At 52.0% G+C, this 20,632-nt stretch carries 22 protein-coding genes; 6 read left to right on the top strand and 16 right to left on the bottom strand.

The features are described 5' to 3' along the window. Positions 1–11: 11 nt before the first annotated feature. From era to ACJJIO_RS16295, 6 genes are all read right to left on the bottom strand, one after another. Positions 12–911 (bottom strand): GTPase Era, encoded by a 900-nt coding sequence (gene era / locus ACJJIO_RS16320; RefSeq protein WP_444884224.1) that lies wholly within the window; start codon positions 909–911, stop codon positions 12–14. 113 nt (positions 912–1,024) lie between these two features. Beyond that, complete coding sequence (gene rnc, locus ACJJIO_RS16315) at positions 1,025–1,705, bottom strand: ribonuclease III (RefSeq protein WP_252082551.1); 681 nt, start codon at positions 1,703–1,705, stop codon at positions 1,025–1,027. Next, positions 1,698–2,138 carry a DUF4845 domain-containing protein gene (locus tag ACJJIO_RS16310; RefSeq protein ID WP_444909103.1) on the bottom strand — a complete coding sequence of 147 codons (441 nt, stop codon included), beginning with the start codon at positions 2,136–2,138 and terminating at the stop codon, positions 1,698–1,700. The genes rnc and ACJJIO_RS16310 overlap by 8 nt, the downstream gene beginning before the upstream one ends. Before the next feature lie 48 nt (positions 2,139–2,186). Then, the gene (gene lepB / locus ACJJIO_RS16305; protein WP_252082555.1) at positions 2,187–2,954 is read right to left on the bottom strand and encodes a signal peptidase I; all 768 of its coding nucleotides are present in this window, start codon (positions 2,952–2,954) and stop codon (positions 2,187–2,189) included. 43 nt (positions 2,955–2,997) lie between these two features. Further along, the gene (gene lepA, locus ACJJIO_RS16300) at positions 2,998–4,803 is read right to left on the bottom strand and encodes a translation elongation factor 4 (protein WP_252082557.1); all 1,806 of its coding nucleotides are present in this window, start codon (positions 4,801–4,803) and stop codon (positions 2,998–3,000) included. Between the two features lie 133 nt (positions 4,804–4,936). Continuing rightward, positions 4,937–6,331 (bottom strand): Do family serine endopeptidase, encoded by a 1,395-nt coding sequence (locus ACJJIO_RS16295; RefSeq protein WP_444900240.1) that lies wholly within the window; start codon positions 6,329–6,331, stop codon positions 4,937–4,939. Positions 6,332–6,506: 175 nt separating this feature from the next. On the opposite strand from ACJJIO_RS16295, the gene mpaA reads away from it, so the two are divergent. Then, complete coding sequence (mpaA, locus tag ACJJIO_RS16290) at positions 6,507–7,211, top strand: murein tripeptide amidase MpaA (RefSeq protein ID WP_444909102.1); 705 nt, start codon at positions 6,507–6,509, stop codon at positions 7,209–7,211. Here mpaA and ycjG read toward each other — a convergent pair. The 5 genes from ycjG to rpoE all read right to left on the bottom strand — a co-directional run bounded on the left by ycjG (position 7,199) and on the right by rpoE (position 11,262). Further along, positions 7,199–8,146 (bottom strand): L-Ala-D/L-Glu epimerase, encoded by a 948-nt coding sequence (gene ycjG, locus ACJJIO_RS16285; protein WP_444909101.1) that lies wholly within the window; start codon positions 8,144–8,146, stop codon positions 7,199–7,201. The two genes, mpaA and ycjG, sit on opposite strands and share 13 nt — an antisense overlap. 44 nt (positions 8,147–8,190) lie before the next feature. Then, a complete protein-coding gene (locus ACJJIO_RS16280) occupies positions 8,191–8,643 on the bottom strand; it encodes a SoxR reducing system RseC family protein (protein ID WP_444909100.1) in 453 nt (150 codons plus the stop codon). Between the two features lie 5 nt (positions 8,644–8,648). Next, positions 8,649–9,824 carry a MucB/RseB family sigma factor regulatory protein gene (locus ACJJIO_RS16275; protein ID WP_444909099.1) on the bottom strand — a complete coding sequence of 392 codons (1,176 nt, stop codon included), beginning with the start codon at positions 9,822–9,824 and terminating at the stop codon, positions 8,649–8,651. Position 9,825: 1 nt separating this feature from the next. After that, positions 9,826–10,530 (bottom strand): sigma-E factor negative regulatory protein, encoded by a 705-nt coding sequence (locus ACJJIO_RS16270; protein WP_252082571.1) that lies wholly within the window; start codon positions 10,528–10,530, stop codon positions 9,826–9,828. 117 nt (positions 10,531–10,647) lie between these two features. Beyond that, positions 10,648–11,262 (bottom strand): RNA polymerase sigma factor RpoE, encoded by a 615-nt coding sequence (rpoE, locus tag ACJJIO_RS16265; protein ID WP_226647383.1) that lies wholly within the window; start codon positions 11,260–11,262, stop codon positions 10,648–10,650. A gap of 178 nt (positions 11,263–11,440) precedes the next feature. On the opposite strand from rpoE, the gene nadB reads away from it, so the two are divergent. Continuing rightward, positions 11,441–13,048, top strand: coding sequence for an L-aspartate oxidase (gene nadB / locus ACJJIO_RS16260; protein ID WP_444902780.1), 1,608 nt, complete (start codon positions 11,441–11,443; stop codon positions 13,046–13,048). 30 nt (positions 13,049–13,078) lie between these two features. On the opposite strand, the gene ACJJIO_RS16255 is transcribed toward nadB, so the two are convergent. Both ACJJIO_RS16255 and ACJJIO_RS16250 read right to left on the bottom strand, forming a co-directional pair. Continuing rightward, complete coding sequence (locus ACJJIO_RS16255) at positions 13,079–13,531, bottom strand: protein YgfX (RefSeq protein ID WP_444902781.1); 453 nt, start codon at positions 13,529–13,531, stop codon at positions 13,079–13,081. Next, a complete protein-coding gene (locus ACJJIO_RS16250; RefSeq protein WP_252082577.1) occupies positions 13,506–13,751 on the bottom strand; it encodes an FAD assembly factor SdhE in 246 nt (81 codons plus the stop codon). The genes ACJJIO_RS16255 and ACJJIO_RS16250 overlap by 26 nt, the downstream gene beginning before the upstream one ends. Before the next feature lie 114 nt (positions 13,752–13,865). Between ACJJIO_RS16250 and ygfZ the strand changes: the two genes are divergently transcribed. The 3 genes from ygfZ (at position 13,866) to ACJJIO_RS16235 (ending at position 16,606) form a co-directional block, all read left to right on the top strand. Further along, positions 13,866–14,906: a CAF17-like 4Fe-4S cluster assembly/insertion protein YgfZ gene (ygfZ, locus tag ACJJIO_RS16245; RefSeq protein ID WP_444909098.1), complete on the top strand. Its 1,041-nt coding sequence runs from the start codon at positions 13,866–13,868 to the stop codon at positions 14,904–14,906. 331 nt (positions 14,907–15,237) lie between these two features. Next, positions 15,238–15,795 (top strand): hypothetical protein, encoded by a 558-nt coding sequence (locus tag ACJJIO_RS16240; RefSeq protein WP_444900231.1) that lies wholly within the window; start codon positions 15,238–15,240, stop codon positions 15,793–15,795. Positions 15,796–16,042: 247 nt separating this feature from the next. Beyond that, positions 16,043–16,606: a hypothetical protein gene (locus ACJJIO_RS16235; protein WP_252082583.1), complete on the top strand. Its 564-nt coding sequence runs from the start codon at positions 16,043–16,045 to the stop codon at positions 16,604–16,606. A gap of 178 nt (positions 16,607–16,784) precedes the next feature. Here ACJJIO_RS16235 and ACJJIO_RS16230 read toward each other — a convergent pair whose 3' ends face one another. After that, positions 16,785–17,522 carry an SDR family oxidoreductase gene (locus tag ACJJIO_RS16230; protein WP_444909097.1) on the bottom strand — a complete coding sequence of 246 codons (738 nt, stop codon included), beginning with the start codon at positions 17,520–17,522 and terminating at the stop codon, positions 16,785–16,787. A gap of 84 nt (positions 17,523–17,606) precedes the next feature. Here ACJJIO_RS16230 and ACJJIO_RS16225 point away from each other — a divergent pair, with 84 nt between their 5' ends. After that, positions 17,607–18,527, top strand: a complete 921-nt coding sequence (locus ACJJIO_RS16225; protein WP_444909096.1) for a LysR family transcriptional regulator — start codon at positions 17,607–17,609, stop codon at positions 18,525–18,527. A gap of 260 nt (positions 18,528–18,787) precedes the next feature. On the opposite strand, the gene ACJJIO_RS16220 is transcribed toward ACJJIO_RS16225, so the two are convergent. Then, positions 18,788–19,588, bottom strand: a complete 801-nt coding sequence (locus ACJJIO_RS16220; protein WP_444902786.1) for a hypothetical protein — start codon at positions 19,586–19,588, stop codon at positions 18,788–18,790. Between the two features lie 321 nt (positions 19,589–19,909). Beyond that, a complete protein-coding gene (ung, locus tag ACJJIO_RS16215) occupies positions 19,910–20,632 on the bottom strand; it encodes a uracil-DNA glycosylase (RefSeq protein ID WP_444902787.1) in 723 nt (240 codons plus the stop codon).

Raw genomic sequence — 20,632 nt, 5'->3', positions numbered from 1 at the left:
GGGGAAGAGGGTTACTCGTCACGATAGCCGAGACTGCGTAGGGCACGCTCGTCATCAGACCAGCCGGACTTCACCTTAACCCACAAATTCAGCATTATCTTGCTATCGAACAGGCGCTCCATATCTTCACGAGCCTGACTGCCAATCTGCTTGATACGCTCACCCTTGTTGCCGATGATAATTCGCTTCTGCCCCGATCTCTCCACCAGGATCGCCGCGCTGATATGCAGAATCTTCCCTTCCTGTTTGAACTCCTCAACCTCAACAGTGACTTGGTAGGGCACTTCCGCACCCAGCTGACGCATAATTTTTTCACGCACAATCTCTGCGGCGAGGAAGCGTGAACTGCGATCAGTAACTTGATCCTCTGGGAAGAAGTGTTGCCCCTCTGGCAAATGCTTGAGGATTACCTCTTCTAAGGAATCAAGGTTGACGTTGCGCAGTGCCGAGATCGGCACAATTTCAGCCTTAGGGTGCTGTTCCGCCAAAGCCTGCAGCTGAGGCAGCAGATCACTCTTATCCTCCAGCTGATCGACTTTATTGACGGCGATAATCAGCGGACACTTGAGACCGCGTAACTTATCGGCCACCAGCTGGTCTCCCTCACTCCAGCGGGTGCGCTCCACGACAAACACCACCACATCTACATCCCGAGCTGCACTGGAAGCCGCACGGTTCATATAGCGGTTGATGGCCTTTTCCTGATCCGAATGCAGGCCGGGTGTGTCCACAAAAATAATCTGATTGGGGCCATCGGTTTTAATACCGAGCATGTTGTGGCGGGTTGTCTGGGGCTTGCGTGAAGTAATCGCCAGCTTCTGGCCCAGCAAATGGTTAAGCAGCGTGGACTTTCCCACATTGGGGCGGCCGACGATCGCTACATAGCCGCAGCGAGAGGGTTGTTCGCTCAAGAAGTTTCTCCGAAAGGGTTGAAGTGCCCAGCGAAACCGGGCTCTGCTCGCCCCCGCACACAGGGGCTATCTGTCCGAGCCGGGCGATAAACCGCTGCGCTCTAATTGTAAGGTTAGTCCTGCCCAGTGAGGCGCTTATAAGCCTCTACCGCGGCAGTTTTCTCTGCGGCGCGGCGACTATTGGCCTCGCCGCGAACCGGCTGGGCCAAACCACTAACCCGGCATTCTACGATAAAGTGCTGGGCGTGCTCAGCACCGGACACATCCACGACTGAATACTCAGGCAGTGGCTTTTTACGGGCCTGGAGCCATTCCTGCAAGCGGGTTTTGGGGTCTTTCACCGTCTCCAGTGACAACTCCTGTAGCCGTGGTGCAAACCATGCCAGCACTCTAGCGCGCGCTGCCTCCAGACCGGCATCAAGGTAGATGGCACCGATCAGGGCCTCCACCGCATCAGCCAGGATAGAGGCGCGGCGAAAGCCGCCGCTTTTCATCTCCCCCTCGCCCAGGCGCAAGCAGTCGCCAATATCCAGCTCTCGCGCCAGCTTGGCCAGGGTTTCACCACTGACCAGTTGCGCGCGCAAACGGCTCAGCTGGCCCTCGCGCCCCTGGGGAAATTGCTCATAGAGTGCGGCACCAATAGTAAAGCCGAGAATGGAATCACCGAGAAATTCCAAACGCTCGTTGTTACGGCTGCCGTGGGATCGGTGTGTAAGCGCCAACTCCAAAAGAGTGCTTTGTTCAAATTTGTGGCCAAGGCGCTGGCAGAGGCGCTCCAGTAAAAGGTCAGTCACGTTTGCGGAATTGCTCCAGATCTATCAAAGGATCACAACAAAGCTCAGGCTTGGCCGTATCGAGCTGTTTGTTAAATTTCATCACGACATCCACGTTATAAATCAGCGGCTGGCGCAACTCGTAATTAATACTGACCACAGTACTTTTCGCCCCACGCACCACCTGCAATGCTTTAGTGGGCTCTCCGCGCACATTGTTGATCAGAAAGAAACGGCCCAGCTCTTTCTTGATCTGGCCGGTCGACATATTTTCCAGCTCAGGGTTCTCACCCAGAGTTCTCAGGGCCTCACTCACATAACGCGCATCCACGTAGGCTGGGGCCATTTTAGAAACACAGGTAAGGGCAAAGCCCAACACCGCAATAACCAACAACCAACCCCAGTAACTCATGCCGCGCTGACGCTTTAGTGAAACCCGGATAACACTACTCATTACCTTTGCCCTCAATCCATATCGCCGGCACAACGCCGACCATTTTCGTTATTGGATAGAGCCTACTCGTTTAAAGCTGGGCAAACTGAGCCAGTTGTCCCAGTGCATCCAAATAGCAAAAGCTTTACCCACTACATCACGCTCAGGGACAAAGCCCCATGCACGGCTATCGAGGCTGTTATCGCGGTTGTCGCCCATCATAAAGTAATGGCCTTCCGGGACTACACCACTAAAGTTACCGTACTGACTGGCAGGGATATTTTTTTGCATTAAATGGCGCTTGCCATAGAGATTTTCCCACAATATTTCCTGTCTCGGATTTACCGGGGGCATCGCCTGAATCAGCTCCTGCGGTGCCAGCTCACCGTTGACATAGAGCACATTGTTTTTCAGCTCAATTTTGTCACCGGGAAGGCCAATAACCCGCTTGATAAAGTAGGTATCATTCATGTGCGGTGGGAAAAACACCATCACGTCGCCGCGCTGAGGTTCGCCGATATCTACTACTTTTTTACGGGAGACCGGCAGGCGCAAGCCGTACTCATACTTATTGACCAGAATAAAATCACCAACCTGAAGGGTTGGGATCATGGAGCCAGAGGGAATCTGGAAAGGCTCGACAATAAAAGAGCGCAACACAAAAACGATTGCCAGGATTGGGAAGAACGACTTTGCGTACTCCACAACCACTGGATCCTCTTGCTTGCCCCCACCTTCTTTTTTGCGGCGACGGGCAAAAAACAGGCTGTCTACCAGCCAGATACCGCCACTGATAACGACTAACCAGAGCAGAATCAGAGGTAAATTAATATCCATTATGTATCTCTATTTTCCTTGAAGCCAATAGCGGACCTAGCCGCTATTGATCCACCTTCAGCACGGCCAGGAAGGCCTCTTGTGGCACTTCCACTCGACCGAGCTGTTTCATACGGCGCTTACCCGCTTTCTGCTTTTCAAGCAGTTTTTTCTTACGGGTGACATCGCCACCATAACATTTTGCAGTCACATTCTTGCGCAGAGCCTTTACGGTGGTACGGGCCACCACTTGGCCACCAATAGCCGCCTGAATTGCCACATCGAACATCTGCCGGGGAATCAATTCTTTCATTTTTTCCGCCATGGCACGCCCCTTCTGCTGGGCATTCTCACGGTGCACGATCAGCGCCAGGGCATCGACTCGATCCCCGTTAATGAGGATATCCAGACGCACCAGTTTTGCCGCTTCGAAGCGCACAAAGCTGTAATCCAGGGAAGCAAAGCCACGGCTCACCGACTTGAGGCGGTCGAAGAAATCCATCACCACTTCACTCATGGGTAGCTCATAGCGCAGGGATACCTGGGAACCCACGTACTGCATATCTTTCTGAATACCGCGCTTCTCCACGCAGAGAGTAATCACGTTGCCCAGATATTCCTGCGGTACCAGGATATTCACCTCGGCAATAGGCTCACGCATCTCCTCAATGTTACCCACATCCGGCAGGCGCGATGGGTTATCCACCATCACCACTTCGCCGTCGGTCTGCTCAACCTCATACACCACAGTTGGCGCGGTGGTGATCAAGTCGAGATCATACTCGCGCTCCAAACGCTCCTGGATAATCTCCATGTGCAGCATACCGAGGAAGCCGCAGCGGAAACCAAAGCCGAGCGCATCAGAGGTCTCAGGCTCATAGAACAAAGAGGCATCGTTAAGAGAAAGCTTCTCCAGCGCATCGCGGAAGCCTTCGTAATCGTCGGAGCTAACCGGGAACAAACCCGCGTAAACCTGTGGTTTGACCTTCTGGAAGCCCGGCAGCATTTCGATTTCATCGGCACCCTTAGCGTGGGTCAGGGTATCGCCCACTGGCGCGCCATGGATATCCTTGATGCCAGCCACAACAAAACCCACTTCACCGGCACGCAGCACACCAGTTTCTTTGCGCTTGGGGGTAAAGATACCGACGTTATCCACCACATGGGGGCGACCAATCGACTTGGTGACAATCTTGTCTTTGGTTTTCAGGGTGCCCTGTACTACTCGTACCAGGGACACAACGCCCAAATAGCTATCGAACCAGGAGTCGATGATCAGGGCCTGTAGCGGCGCATCCACATCACCCTCGGGTGGTGGAACCTGACGCACCAGATCCTCAAGGACATCCTCTACACCCAGACCGGACTTGGCGCTGCAACGGGTCGCATCAGCTGCATCGATGCCGATGATTTCCTCAATTTCCTCAGCGACTTTATCCGGGTCCGCTTGAGGCAAGTCCATCTTGTTTAGTACCGGGATAACCTCCAGGCCCTGCTCAATCGCCGTATAACAGTTGGCCACTGACTGGGCCTCGACACCTTGTGCGGCATCCACTACCAACAGCGCCCCTTCACAGGCTGCCAGGGAGCGGGATACCTCGTAGGAGAAGTCCACGTGTCCCGGGGTATCGATAAAGTTCAACTGGTAGGTCTTACCATCCCGCGCTTTGTAGTCGAGCGTTACACTCTGCGCCTTGATGGTAATACCGCGCTCGCGCTCCAACTCCATGCTGTCGAGCACCTGGGCTTCCATTTCGCGGTCTGAGAGCCCACCGCAATCCTGAATAAAGCGGTCCGCCAGGGTAGATTTCCCGTGGTCGATATGGGCAATAATGGAGAAATTGCGGATATGTGAGAGATCTGTGGCCACTGCGGAATAAAAACCCTTGAAAAATCAAATGATTAGCTGACGGAGCTGCCAGCTGTGTGGCGCAAGTCTAACAGAACTCCCGAGCAGAGGTGAGAGGCAGGTGACCCAATGGGCCACCATTTGCCTCTTGTACTTAGCTTTCGATCTTAATTGTGCGGAAAGTTGACTGGCCAGCTCGGAAAAAGCGGATCGGCAATAGCTCATCTTTGGGGAGGTCATCGACCACCGTTTCGTAGTCGCTGATATCAGTCACTTCCTCAAAGCCCAGCTGGGCGATGATATCACCGCTACGCAGACCCGCCTTTGCACCTGGCTTGCCGGGAATAACCTGGCGTACAAGCACGCCAGTATCTACATTCCAGCGCTGCTTCATACCTTCCGGGATTTCCTCGACAACCACACCGAGGGGGCCACCCATTCTGGATGCCGGCTGATTGGACGCCTGGCTGCGCTCTTCATCAGAACCCGGAAGAGAACCGACAACCACTTGTAGCTTTTCGGTTCTGCCCTTGCGCATCAGCTCTACAGGAACCTCGGTGCCGGGGCGAACCTGACCTACTACATGTGGCAGGTCTCCATGTACACCAATCTTGCGACCATCAAAACGGATAATTACATCTCCAGGTTTAATACCGGCCTCAGCCGCAGGAGTACCTGGACTCACCTGCTCCACTAGCGCACCAGAAGGTTTACCGAGCCCCATGGCTTCAGCCATATCACGGTCCACATTGCGGATACCAACGCCGAGCCAGCCGCGATCCACACGACCCTTCTCTTTCAACTGGGCAACCACATCCTGGGCCAGGCTCGCTGGGATAGCGAAAGACAGGCCTATAGATCCGCCGCTACGGGTATAAATCTGGGAGTTGATCCCCACTACCCGCCCATCGAGATTAAACAACGGCCCACCGGAGTTACCAGGGTTGATGGCTACATCGGTCTGAATGAATGGCACATAGTTTTCACGACTCTCATTGGGAATACTGCGCCCCATAGCACTCACGATACCGGCACTGGCGGAGTAGTCGAGGCCGAATGGCGAGCCGATCGCGACCACCCATTCACCCACCTGCAGCTCCTCTGAGTCCCCCCAGCGCACTGCCGACAGGTCATCGGCTTCGATCTTAAGCAGGGCGAGATCCGAGCGCTCATCGGTGCCTATCACCTTCGCCTCGTATTCGCGGCGATCGGTTAGCGTAACTCTCACCTCATCTGCACCATCGACCACATGGTTGTTGGTCACGATATAACCATCTTCAGAAATGATGAAACCTGAGCCCATGCTGGCCACTGGGCGCTGACGACGGCGTGGCTCGATCAGGTGACGGAAAATATCGGGGATTTCCTGCTGATACTGCGGCGAACTGTTGCCGCGAGCCACTCGGCTGCGATCCACCGTGTTGATCTTAACCACCGCAGGAGAGTTTTCCTCTATCAATTCGGTAAGCTCTGGCAGTCCGCGCGCACTAGCAGCGCCGGAAACCAAGAGACAGAGTACCAAGAGATATTGTGTACAGCGTTTAACCATAGGTTTGTTACCCCTAGTGTTCCCTTCTAATATGAAACCATTGGAATTTGAATCCCTTCCAGGGCATGCCTCGACGGAATGGCTCCGGCCCCTTTAGGGACATTCAGTAACGATTTAGTGGCTGTATAGCCACGAAAGTTCTGCCGCCTAATGTAAATCTGTGTAAAGGCCAGCGATGTCCAAACTGCGCCCACGCCCACAGCGAGGCCAATTCCACCTCCCCAAAGAACTGTACGGATACAGTGCCCTGGGCGCACCACTTTTTTATTTTCCCGCTCAATCCGGCCACAAACCAGGCCTGGTGATGGCCGGCACCCACGGCGATGAAGTCGCAGCAGTGGTAGCACTCTCTTGTGCATTGCGCTCACTCGCGACGAACCAACTCAAGCACCATGTGATACTGGCGGTAAATCCCGATGGTTGCCAGTTGGGTACCCGCTGCAATGCACACGGCGTGGATCTGAACCGCAACTTTGCCACAGAGAACTGGGACGGCGGCGGCAATGTTTACCGCTGGAATAGCACAGCAGATGCCCGCGATGTCCAACTCGGTACCGGCAACAGGCCCGCCTCCGAGAGCGAAACTTCCGCGTTATCCCAGTTGATTACCAAACTGGCACCCCCTTGGACGGTATCCATCCACGAGCCCCTGGGCTGCGTGGAAGACCCCGACAAAACTGCTCTGGGAGCCTGGTTGGCCGAAGGTATGCAGCTGCCACTGGTCGAACAACTAGGCTACCAAACACCGGGTTCTTTCGGTACCTGGTGCGCCGAGCGCGCCCTACCCTGTATCACCGTGGAGTTTCCACCAATCTCCGCCGATGCAGCCAGTGAAGAATATCTGGATATACTGATCGACCTGATTACTTACGACCAATAAACCCTGCCAGCAGTAAAGCGCAGTGGGGGCTCGGTATCCCTCGCCAGCCAGGTGGGGCCATCCAAATCCAGGTAGCGCGCCTTTGACCCCAGAGGCCAAGCCGCACGTATTGCCCGCGAGGTACACAACATACAACCGAGCATCAGCTCAAAACCCTGCGCGGATGCCTCCTTCGCCAGAGCCTCAGCCTCACGAATCCCCCCGGTCTTATCGAGCTTAATATTGACCATCTCATAGCGCCCCTTCAGGCGCGGCAGGTCAGCTCGGGTATGGCAGCTCTCATCGGCACAGATAGGAAGTGGATGGGGAAATGTGGAGAGAAATTCATCGTCGTCCGCAGGCAAGGGTTGCTCCAGCATGGCAACCCCCAACTCGGCCAACTGCTGACAGCGTTCGATCAGAGTAATGCTCTGCCAGGCTTCATTGGCATCAATCACCAACTGGGCACTGGGCGCAGCGGCACGTACGGCCGCCACCCGCTCACAGACCAGATGATCATCCAGCTTGAGCTTTAACACTTGCACTCCATGGGATACCGCATTGTCCGCGGCCATAGCCATGGCCTCCGGGCTGTCGATCACCAAAGTCTGTACGGTGGGCAGGGAATCGGGGCCGGCAAAGGGCACATTATTGTACTTCGCCTCCCAGTCAGCCAGCGCGCAGTCGAGGGCATTGCGCGCGGCGCCAGCGGGCAATCGCGACGCCAAAGCACTTCGCTTCAAACCGGCAGCCAGCTCGGAAAGCAAGGGTTCCAGCTGCTGCACAACCGATTCAGGGCTTTCGCCATAGCGGGCATAAGGGGTGCACTCTCCAATACCCACGCGGCCTTCCAGCTTTACCTCTACAACGACGACTTCTGCTTCAGTGCGGGCTCCGCGGGAGATAACAAAGGCCGTGCGCAGGGGCCAGCGCTCTATATAGCAGCGGGCCAACATGGAAAGACTCCGATTAAACCTTGGAGTTATCAGTTTAGGTTCTGTTATGAATGCCCGCTGCTGGGCTCTATGCGCAATAGCACCGGGGTATAAGTGGGATTGGCAGCTTGGCGGCGACTGTACCAACGCACGCCAAGAGCACCGCCCAGCAGGCCCAGTAGCGCGCCTATAACGGCGCCAGCTTCAGCGAAAAGATAGTCCCCCAATAGTGCGACAAGCATCAGGGAAACCAGGGGTAACAAATAAACCAGCAGGGTACTACTGGTAAGGGCACTCTCAGTAATGCCGATTACGGCGGTATCATTCAGGAAAATTTTATCGGCCGGGTAGCCGTTAAGAACTGCTCTCACTCGCGTGGAAGAAGAAAAAAAGTCACCAAGTAGACCAGTGCCGCAGCCAGACTTGGCCTCACAACCATTGCAGGCGCTGCGCTGGATTGTTTCAACCCATACAGCGTCGGATTCTATGGCGACAATACGGCCGCGCTCTTCAAGCACGGCACTCAGCCTTTTTCAGCAATAGAACTGGCTACTCTGCGCGCCGTGGCATCGGGGATTTCCCCAACGACAGTAACGGTATAAGCGACGCCATTGACTTCCATCCGGTCCATATAGGCCACTGTCGCACCGCGTATGGCTCTGCCTTTAAAATCCTTTAGCTCAGGTCCAAGGCGTTGCACAAACACGGTAAATACGCCTAGCCCATCACTAAAGACCATCATATCGCCATCGGAAAGGGGTTTCACCGATACCACCTTGAAACCTTCCGGCAGCCAGCGCACTTGCCAGCGACTCTGGGAGGATTCGCAGCTAGTTCGATTATCAACCCGTCGCGCATTATTGGAGACCGCCTCCAGAGCACCATCCTCTACCGGCGACAAGTCTAGCTGTACAAACTGGTAGCGCTCCAACACTCGGCCCTGAGTGCTCACCAACATAGTTTTAAGGGGCAGGCCGGTTTCCCGGTCTAAGCTGACCACCAGCCCGAGCCGGTAGCGATCCCGCGGCCTGGCCTCGATCACTACTGCATCGCGGTCGGCAATGCGCTCCTCGCCACGCAAAATAAACTGGTAGGCGCGCTGAACTTGTTGCTGCCCCACCGCATTCCATAGGGTAGCCCGAGCACTGGGCGAAACACCGTAGTCACAATTGCTGCTGCTACCGTGGCTGATCAATTCTCGCGGTTCGCCACTGAGGTAGCGCACACGCTCTACCTGTTCTCCGTCGCGGACCGCGTGTACCACCTGCAGGGTTTCAAGCATGCCGGCGTGCTCAAAGGTGACCAGCCCGCTGTATTCCAGCTCAGCAACCGCCTTGGCAAGCTTGGCCAGCCACTGCTCTACCTCATTACCGGCAACCGCTACAGACACAGCACCAGGACTGGTCAGAGCTTCCGCAGAGAGCACTGTGGGGTCAACAGCCGGAGCTTCCGGGTTGGCGGTAGTCAGGGCATCCTGTTCACTGCTCGGGTTTGTCACCTCAGCAGCAGAAGCTGCCGCCTGGGTGCTGGCCATATCGAGGTTTACGATACTCGGCGCACTGGGTTGGATAGCATTATCGGTGCTGGCTGTCTCCTGGGCGATCGCCAGTGGCGCCAGCAGTGAGGTGGCCAGTAAGAGGTTACTGGCCCTGCGAATTCCAATATGGATAAGACTCCCCCTGAAAACGGCTTTCGTCACGCTACATACCAACTTGTTCGCCGTAGGTCGCGCGGGCAAAAGGCACCATGCCCTGGCTGCCGACATGCGCGGCCTGTTCTGAGTGTTGCATCATTACGCGGTTCAGATGGCGCATCAGCTCCGGTGTAGGCACCTGCTGAATCACCTGCTGGCCAACCACACCGCGCTGCTCGGGTACAAAGCTCGGAGTGGCTGTGCTCACTGAGCGGGTAGATGGTGCCGGCACATAAAAACCGGACGGCTGCGGGGCAGATTGCACTACCGGCTGTGCCGGGCGCTCAACCTCCGCCATCAATTCCACACCCTGACCCTGCACTGGACTCTGCTGTGTATCGGTAATCTGTTGAACCCCAAGAATTGCAGCAAATGCTACAGTGGCCGCTACCGCACCGCGTGAAAGCGGACGCCACCAACGGTTATTGATCAACCCATTGGCCGCCACGGCACCACCACTCCCCGTTTGCGACAAGGGCTCTTCGAGATCAATTGCCGCAGAGATGTTCGCAGCGAGACTGCTGTTCACAGGGGCAACCTGTTCGCGGCGCATTACACTCGCCGCAAGTTGGTAGCGTGACCAGCGCTCACCCAACTCTTCAGAAGCCGAAGAGGCTTTTAACAGCCGCTGCAACTCCAACTCGCTGACTTCGCCATCCATAAGCGCCGAGAGCGACTCGTTGAGACGTTCCTGATGATTCCCGTGGGACATAGGGGTTAACCCTCTTGTGCAATCATTTATTCGGTGCCCACACGCACCATAGTTGGTATGAGATAAGACCGGGCTCTCGGCGGTTGGTTTCCCCAGTTGGGAAAATTTTCCGCAATTTTAACCCCGGTCACCCAGTGTTTCCGGCTCACCGGCCATCACGGCCTGGACTGTCCGGTCAATAGCTTCCCGTGCACGAAAAATTCTCGAACGCACTGTGCCTACCGGGCATCCCATTACCTCGGCGATCTCCTCATAGCTCAGTCCCTCAAGCTCTCTCAGCGTAACCGCTGAGCGCAGATCCTCTGGCAGTGCGCGAATGGCGCGATGCACCGCAGATTCAAGCTGGTCACGAAACATCTGGTTCTCAGGTGTTTCGTTATCCCGCAACAGATCGGCGCCGGAGTAAAACTCAGCATCCTCAAGATCCACATCGGAAGACGGGGGCCTGCGGCTACGGGAAACCAAATGATTTTTAGCGGTATTAATCGCAATCCGGTACATCCATGTGTAAAAAGCGCTGTCGCCACGGAAATTGGCGAGCGCCCTGTAGGCCTTAATAAAAGCCTCCTGAGTGACATCCTGTACCTCACTGTGGTCCTTGATAAATCTGCTGACCACAGCAACAATTTTGTGTTGATACTTGAGTACTAACAGGTCAAAAGCGCGTTTATCTCCCTTTTGAACCCGCTCCACCAGCTCACGGTCACTCGTTGACGCCTGATGCGCTGTCATCCCCAACTCCCATATCCAGCCACACTGCGGGCACCACAACGATTTACTGAGGGGCTGCCGGCGCAGGCGTTTCTTTTACTGTGTTGAAGACACTGACAATAGGACATAAGTTCCACGTCAAATCGACGAATAATCAGGAGGCGCTATACTACGCGACCCTTAAAGATAAATGAAATCTATGAATGCCCCGGTAAACTACGACGTTCTCGTCATCGGCAGCGGCGCCGCTGGCCTCACCCTGGCCCTGCATCTCTCCGCCAAATACCGCGTAGCCTTGCTTTCCAAGCAGCGTCTGCAGGACGGTTCCACCTGGTTCGCCCAGGGGGGCATCGCGGCAGTGTTAGACGATATGGATTCGGTGGAGTCACATATTGCAGACACATTAGACGCGGGTGCCGGACTCTGCCACCCATCGTCTGTCCGCTTCACGGTAGAAGAGAGCACCGCAGCCATTCGCTGGCTGATTGACCAGGGCGTGAGTTTCACCCGCGAGGGCGAGGACTACCACCTGACAAAAGAAGGTGGGCACAGCCATCGCCGTATCATTCACAGCGCCGACGCCACGGGCAAAGCCGTACATAGCACCTTGCTGGTGAAAGTACTCAACAGCCCCAATATTGACTGCTTTGAACATCACGTCGCCATTGATTTAATACGCCAACCGGACCCCGAGAAAGGGCGTTTTCGCTGTGCTGGCGCCTATGTGCTGAATAAAAATACTGAAGAAGTCGAGCTATTGCAGGCCAAGGCCGTGATCCTCGCCACCGGTGGTGCCAGCAAGGCCTATCTGTATACCAGTAATCCAGATGGTGCCAGCGGCGACGGCATTGCCATGGCTTGGCGCGCCGGCTGCCGGGTGGCCAATATGGAATTCAACCAATTCCACCCCACCTGCCTCTACCACCCCAAGGCTAAAGCCCTGCTGGTTACAGAAGCCCTGCGCGGCGAGGGAGCACAGTTGAAACTGCCCGATGGCGGCCGCTTTATGGAACGCTTTGATAAGCGCGGTGAATTAGCCCCCAGAGACATCGTCGCCCGCGCCATTGACCACGAAATGAAACGCCTTGGTGCCGACTGCCTCTATTTGGATATCTCCCACAAAGATTCCACCTTTGTACGTGAGCACTTCCCCACCGTATATAGCAACTGCCTGAAATACGGCATTGATATCACCAAAGAGCCCATCCCGGTGGTGCCTGCCGCCCACTATACCTGCGGTGGAATTATGGTAGATCAACACGGTTGCACCGACCTGGACCAACTCTATGCCATCGGGGAAACCACTTTTACCGGCCTTCATGGCGCCAATCGCCTAGCTAGTAACTCCCTATTGGAATGCCTGGTATACGCCCGTTCTGCCGCCCTGCATATCGACGAACATCTCGACTCGGTGCAAGCACCGCGCAAGGCGCCGGAGTGGGACGCCTCGCGAGTTACGGACTCCGATGAAGACGTTGTGATATCCCACAACTGGGATGAGCTGCGGCGCTTTATGTGGGACTACGTGGGAATCGTGCGCACCCGCAAGCGCCTTCTGCGCGCTCAGCACAGAGTAAAACTCCTGCAGCGGGAAATTCGCGAGTTTTATGCCAATTACCGCATCACGAATGATCTAGTGGAACTACGCAATCTGGCCTTGGTTTCCGATTTGATCATCCGCTCGGCTCTGGACCGCCGGGAGAGTCGGGGCCTGCACTACTCTCTCGATTATCCAGATCTCAGAGAGCTGGCCATGGATACGGTGCTGGTACCGGAAAACTACGCCAATCAGAGGCAATTTATCTGAACACAGGGGTATGGGTGGGCAGAGCCCACCCTAGCGCGAATAGCGCAAAGCCACCTGCAATCTGCGCCAGTCGTCCCGATTGAGCGCGTCCCGCGCCAAAACCAAGCAAAGAGAGGCGCCCATCTGATCACGCCCACGGATTACCAGCAACCACTGCCACACTACCAGCTCACCACAAAACTCAAATTCTCGTTCCACTCCACTTTCAGTACGCCAAAACCAGCGGCGGTCTCGGGTTGATAAGATCCCGCTCATCCGCTCCAGACGACGTTTTTCAACAAAGGCATAGAGGCACACAAGCAGCAGTGCCGACCAGAAAAGCCAGGAAGGGAGGTCACTCAACCACAGCAGCAATACCGTCTGCCCTGTGGCAAGCAATAAAAAGAGAAGAAGGAGAGGCGATCGCGCAACCACGCAGCTCAAGCGTGCGCTGCGCTCAAAAATTTGAGACGGCGGTCTACTGCTGTAAACCGGTGTTGTCACGGATGATCTGTACTATGCGCAATAGCTCCGGGTCGGCCGGATCTTCACGGCGCATGAACCAGGCAAATAGATCCTGGTCCTGCTCGTCCATCAGTCGCACATAACGCTGTTGATCTTCGGGCTCCAGGGTCTCGTAGATATTGTCCAGAAACGGCAGCAGCACCAGATCTAACTCCAACATGCCGCGGCGGCTGGCCCAAAACAGGCGGTTGCGATCCATACTTCATTTCCAACCAGATTAAAGTGCGCAGTATACCTGCTAGCTGAGCAAACTTGAAAAGGGGCGCTGTAATCCCCAATTAATGCCACCAAGACAACCGGAGGTGGCAACACTATGGACCAGCAACAGTGGCAGGATTTTCTCAGTAGCGAAGGCGCCATTTGGGAAGGCGGCAGAGCCCACTTCCCCCTTACCAGCAATGATGACCGCCAGGGCTTACATCTTATCGACCTCGGCCCCGTGGGCGCCGTTTCAATAGTAGGCCCCGATAGTCAGAAGTTTCTGCAAGGCCAGCTCACTTGCGACCTTGTAAATCTTCCCGACGGGCACAGCACACTGGGTGCTCACTGCAACCCCAAGGGACGCATGATCAGTGCCTTTAGTGCCCTTAAACTCTCCCAGAGCGAATTTATACTCCGCCTACCCCGCAATCTCGCCCCAATCGCCCAGCAGGCGCTGGCGAAGTATGCCGTATTTTTCAAGGCGGAACTCAGCGACACTAGCGATAACTCCCATTGGCTAGGCCTACAGGGAGAGGATGTTGCGGAGCAGGCGGCACAACTACTGGGCTTCGAGGCCCCTTCTCCAGGCCAGGTAGTGACTTTCGATTTCAGTGGCGAGCGCTGTATCGCCCAATCGGTCAATGAGTTCCAATTGGCTCTGCTTAGCCCCAGCGATAAAACACAACAACTCTGGCAAAAACTCTCTCCCCATAGTGAAGCCACAGGTTACGACCAGTGGCAGAAGGGGCAGATCGAAGCCGGCATCCCCCAGGTTGATGCCACCACTTCTGAGATGTTTATCCCACAGATGACTAACCTGCACCTACTTGGCGGTGTGAGCTTTAAAAAGGGATGTTATACCGGCCAGGAAGTTGTCGCCCGCATGCAGTTCCGTGGCGCCGCCAAGCGTCGCCTATACCGTGCAAAATGTGAGGGTGGTGATCTTCCAGCCAGTGGACTGGAAATTTTTGCCGACGGACAACAAAGCATCGGCAATCTGGTTGAAGCCTGCCACAGCGAAGAAGGCATAGAATTGCTCGCCGTACTAACAATCGCCAAAATTGCCGCCGGCGAAACCTTAAAGTTGAAAGATGGCCGCACCCTGGAGATTCAGGATTTACCCTACGATGCTGATGCCGACCCCTTAGCATAAGGGTAATTAACCGGCTGATTCACTTTTGGCAGATAGACCGGTATACAGTTCATACCGGTCTCAGGCGGAAAACACCTTTCCAAACGGCCTTTAGTCAATGTTTATAACCATTGCCTCCATAGGCCTGATAATCCAATCAGATATTAGGCAAAAAATTCACAAAGTGATATTCCCCGTCGCCGCTTTCACATTCAGGCCACTAATTAATAAGCGCTTTCCTAATACGACATGTAACTTTTACACCAAATAATTACAGCTATTTCCACAAAAATATTTTGCCTTTTTCCACTAATCTTATTCTGCTATACCCAAAACTTACACAGGCAAAGGGATGACTCCACTGAAAGAGATGAGCCAGATTATCGTTACTCTTGAATCCTGTGTTGTACTGGCAGGTTTCGCGGCAATCGTAGGCACCCTTCAGCCAAAAAAAACCAGGAGAATCACCAAGGGAAGAATTGTCTCCCTCGCCATGATAATTTATATCAGTCTAGTTAATGCTCTCCTCGCCGCCTTCACCCTAATACTTGCAAACTTTGGCATTAGTGATCAAACCTTATGGTCTGCAAGCAGCTTTGCCATGAGTTTGGCTACCGCTTTCTCCATTACTTATTTATGGATAAAAAAGCGCCTTAGGACAGTTTCCAAAGTAGCGAAAATTATTTACTTTGCACTCTTTGGAGGCGCAGGGTGCATGGTAATTATCAACCTCTTAAATGCCTTTGGACTTGGCTTTAACAAAGAATACGGACCCTACTTCCTATCATTTGTTTTTAATTTGTTTATTGTTGGTTATGCCTTCACTAGACTGCTTATGCGACCTCTTTGGGCAGTAGTAATAGAAAACGAACAACAACATGCAAGAAAGAGTCAAGCCGGTACAAGGTAGCTCTACCAAAACAGATAAGAATCACACCCGACTCTCAAGGGCATATAAATTGCCCTAAACAACCAAACGTACTTCATCCACCGAGAAGTACCTACCTTACCAAGAGCCCTCAATAGAAAATTTCGGCATGCAACAGAAACGAATGAAACCCTATAAAGTCTGCAAGCCACTAAAAAACATAAACTATCCTTTACACACCGATAACCCCCTCACAACATAACATCTCTGCCCAGGGCAACAGCGGAAGATGGATACACTGCCGGGACAAATTGAACAACTGCTGCATATTATCGAAGTCTCCATTATCCTGGCAGGTTTTGCAGCTATGGTTGCAACTTTTCAGTCAAGAAAAATGGAAAGTATCTCCAGAGGACATGTCGTCTCTCTCGCCATGATTGTCTATATCAGCTTGTGTAGCGCCTTACTCTCCGCTTTTTCACTTACGCTTTTAAATTTTCATGTCGAGGCTAAGCATGTCTGGTCTATCAGCAGCAGCCTCATGGGAATAGCCACCATGGGGTTTATTGCTTACCTGTGGAAGAAAAGACATTTCAAGTTTGTCTCCCCCATAATGAAATTCACCTACTACGGACTTTTTGGCATAGCTTCTTCCATTGTCATTATAAGCACTCTAAATGCAGCCGGGATAGTTTTTGAAAGAGAGTTTGGGCCGTATTTTCTTGCTTACATATGTAATTTGTTTTTTGTCGGCTTTGCCTTTGCCAGGCTCTTAATGCGGCCTTTATGGAAGTCCGTTGAAAAGAAAGAAGCCAGCCGGCCTCATATCGAGCGTGCAAGGAGGCGCCGTTAACCACACAGGGAAGCCTCTGGATAATTCATGAAAAATTATTTTTTAGTAAATCCAAGACCTCAAGAAACCTGCTGCACAGTAAAATCAACCGTCACTCAAAAAACCGAAGACCCCATACCTATTTTTCAAACAATAGATACGGGGTCTCTGAAAACTACCCAGCTGTAACTTCAACTATTTACCAGGGCTGCTCTTCACCAAGGTGAATAAATTGACCGTTAGGGCCATCACTAGCAATCAAGGCAAGCTCCACAACAGTTCTCGCCCCTTCGGTCACATCCATTGGCGCCGCGCTGGTACCCAAATCGGTTTTAACCCAACCTGGGTGTGCGCTGTTTACCTTAATACCAGTATCTGCAAGACTTTGGCTCAAAGAAACTGTAAACATATTAAGCGCAGCCTTTGACGCATTGTAAGCGAAGGGCTTCACTGCACTCCAACCAGAGTTCTGGTCAGCATTCACAGCTAAAGAACCCAGAATACTACTCACGTTCACGATACGGCCAGCTTTACTCTTCTTTAGCAGTGGCAGAAGATCTTGCGTTAGACCAATTTGAGCGAATACGTTAATACTAAAAGTGGTGTTCAGATCCTCCTGCGAAACTGTTTCACTATTGTTCTGGCCCCACTCCCCCTCAACGATAACACCGGCATTATTCACCAGAATATCCAGCCGACCATATTGCTCCGCAATCTTTTGAGCAGCTCGTGCCCTATTTTCAGCTTTGGTAATATCCAGCTCAATAATATCAATTGGTGCCACCTCACCATTCCAAGTAGCTTGAACGGCCTCTAATTTCGCTTTATCTCGACCAGACAGGATTACTTTGACTCCTTGGTCAGAAAGCTGCTTGGCAGCCTCCAGACCAATTCCTCGATTTGAACCGGTGATCAATGCAATTCGATCGTTAGACATGGTAAATCTCCTGTGAGTTAGGTTGCTTCAAACACAGGAGCATTCTATTATTCGAGAAAATAGAAACAATTATATAAAAAGAAAATGAATGTTCGCGAACTGGAAACAATCAGCCTTAGAACTTTATCTGTTTTTGTCCATGTCTGTAGGACATTAAACCTATCGCTGGCTGCAGATCAGCTAGAACTTCCTAAGTCAACAGTTAGTAAGGAGGTTTCAAGACTGGAATCCCACCTGAAAGCCAAACTATTGGATCGTACCACCCGGCGTGTTGCACTGACAGAAGTGGGGGCTATTGCCTATGACCGGGCTCTGCATTTGATAGAAGACTTTAAAACCATGCAAAATGATGTGCTGGTAATGGATCAGCAGGTCCAAGGCTTATTGCGAATCTCAGCCCCGCCAGCCCTGGGTGAATTTCTCTCCAAGAGAGTTTTACCCACTTTTTTGAAGCGCTGGCCAAAAATTACCGTCTCCCTAAACCTCACTTACGACTTTGAAGACCTCTTCTCCCAAGGCATTGACCTCGCGTTTCGTGTTGGCGACATACATGATGAGCGCCTGATTTCCAGAAAGCTTGGCAGTTCAACGCGAATTCTCGTAGCCAGCCCTGAATATCTCACCACACAGGGAAAACCACAGCAGCCCAGCGACCTAATAAGCCATAACTGCCTGAGATTTCAATTTAACCCTGGAGATACCGAGTGGGCGCTAACCTCTAAACAATCGACAGTGACTTTACCCGTTAATGGGAATTTCTTTTGTGCTAATATTTCAGCCCTGAAAAATGCGGCAGTCAATGGGCTGGGAATTGCGCAATTACCAATCAACAATATTATGGAAGAGTTAGGCAAAGGCTCACTCGTTAATATTCTTCCAGACTGGCATGTTCCACCAATGGACATTCATGCCGTTTACCGCCAGGGGCTCAATAAGCCCAAGAAACTCGCTGCATTATTAGACTTTCTTAAAGAGGAAAAAAATTTATTTAATTGGAGTATCTAGCAGGATGAATAGAAACCTATACAGTCAACCGCCAATCGCCCCTCACCTTTATCGCCACCAGAGTATTCCTTAAGAGTATTTGGGGCTGAATTTTTAACCTTATCTTAAGTAACATTACAACAACAAAAGCTCTCAAAGGGCTCCGCTCAAAATCATAATCCCAATAGGCAAAATTCTTTGCATTTAGAACCTCTCAGGAAAACACCCAGAAAGCCTACTCTTCTAACAACAAGCATCGAAATCAACTAAATACCAAGCTCTTAGATTTGACAGGAAGACTCTATTCTTCTCACTTTTTCCACAGAAGGAAACCCTGTTACCATCCCCCTTACAGTAGACTTTGTGACAGCAAACAGAGACTTGTTTAACTTGAGGCTTTCAGCCAACTCTGGCAGATGCGTCCCTTTGCCGCACAAAGCTTGAATTGCCGAATAAGTCCCATGTGACCATATCCCAAAAACCAAGCATATAAAACTGTCTTTATGGTAGGGGTTTTCCGAAAAAAATATAAACCCATAATCTTCTGTAATTGAATCTCCTAAAACACTCGACTTATAAACACTATCATCAACCTCATCAATCGCATAGCGGCCTAAAAAATCCATTTTGAACTTTTCATCTATTCTTCTAGTTAGCAATAAATCACGGCTCACAACATTTATAGCGGGCCCACCGACACAGATAAAGGTCTTGTGATCATCTACAAAATTATGAGAATCATGAAAAATTACTTTTCTTTTCGGATACACCCTCTCAATCCGATCCTTTAACAACTGTATTCCAAGAGACTCATCGTAGGGCATAAACAGCACATTATCAGGAATTCGACTTTGTGTTCTAGTAATCTCGGAAAACAGTGTTCTTTGCTTTATCAAAGGAAGCACCACGTGAATATCAGAGTCAGAATCACCAAAGAATTTATCCCACAGAGCCTTATAATCTTTTGCATCAAATTTTTTCTTTAAAATTGCTGCAGAACCAATAAAGCTAGCAGTAAGAAAAGCCTCCACAAATGGGGCCGAAAGGAAATCCAAAAGAAAATCTGCAAATGTTAGCACCATTTCCACCCCTAGTCAGGCCACCAGACACCCTAAAAATTTTATACAATGAAAATCTGTCAAATAAGGGGCAAACCTAGAAAACCCTTATTAAAGGTTGCAGAAATTTAAACTACAACCATTGTAGACAAATTGTAAATTCCATCAGTACGTGAATTTTTTTTCTGGCGCTGAAATACATAAATGGAGAAGTGTTATTAAAAAGATTTCAAACAACTAAAAATCTTCCGACTTAGCAGATAAAAGATGCCCAGCATACTCACAAAAGCCGGAAGCTGGGCAAAGATATTATTAAGTAGACATCTACCGCACTGATAAGTGCTATTACACTTCCACAGCAACTCTTTCCAACAGATGCGCTTCCGGCAACGCCCACTCAATGGGCTTTTCACCTCGCTGCTGCAACCAGTGGTTAGCTTGAGAGAACGGCTTGGTGCCAAAAAAACCGCGGTGCGCTGAAAGGGGGGATGGGTGAGGGGCGCGTAGTACCAAGTGTTTATTGCGATCAATAAAACCGCCTTTCTTCTGTGCGTAACTACCCCAGAGTATAAACACTAGACCTTCACGCTGCTCGGCCAGCTTATGGATAGCGGCATCGGTAAACTGCTCCCAACCGCGTCCCTGATGGGCACCAGCTTTACTGTCCTCTACAGTGAGGGTGGCATTGAGTAGCAGCACTCCTTGTTCTGCCCAGGGTTGTAGGCAGCCGTGGTGCGCTGGAAGTATCCCCATATCAGAGTGCAATTCTTTGTAAATATTTTGTAACGATGGCGGGATTCGTACGCCGGGCATCACAGAAAAGCATAAACCGTGCGCCTGGCCTATCCCGTGATAAGGGTCCTGCCCCAAAATCACCACTTTCACCTGATCAAATGGGGTGGAGTTGAAAGCATTAAAGATCTGCCCACCAGGTGGATAGATGCGCTTACCAGCCTCTTTTTCTCCCCGCAGAAACTGACGTAGTTCCGCCATATAAGGCTTTTTGAATTCCTCGCTCAGCACATCGTACCAGGAGGGGTGAATCTTAACTTTTTCCGGAACCGGCAT

Source organism: Microbulbifer mixtoriginis (SeqCode) (assembly GCF_052467235.1).
Note: the sequence above shows the minus strand (reverse complement) of the source record. Positions and strands in the feature narration are given on the sequence as shown.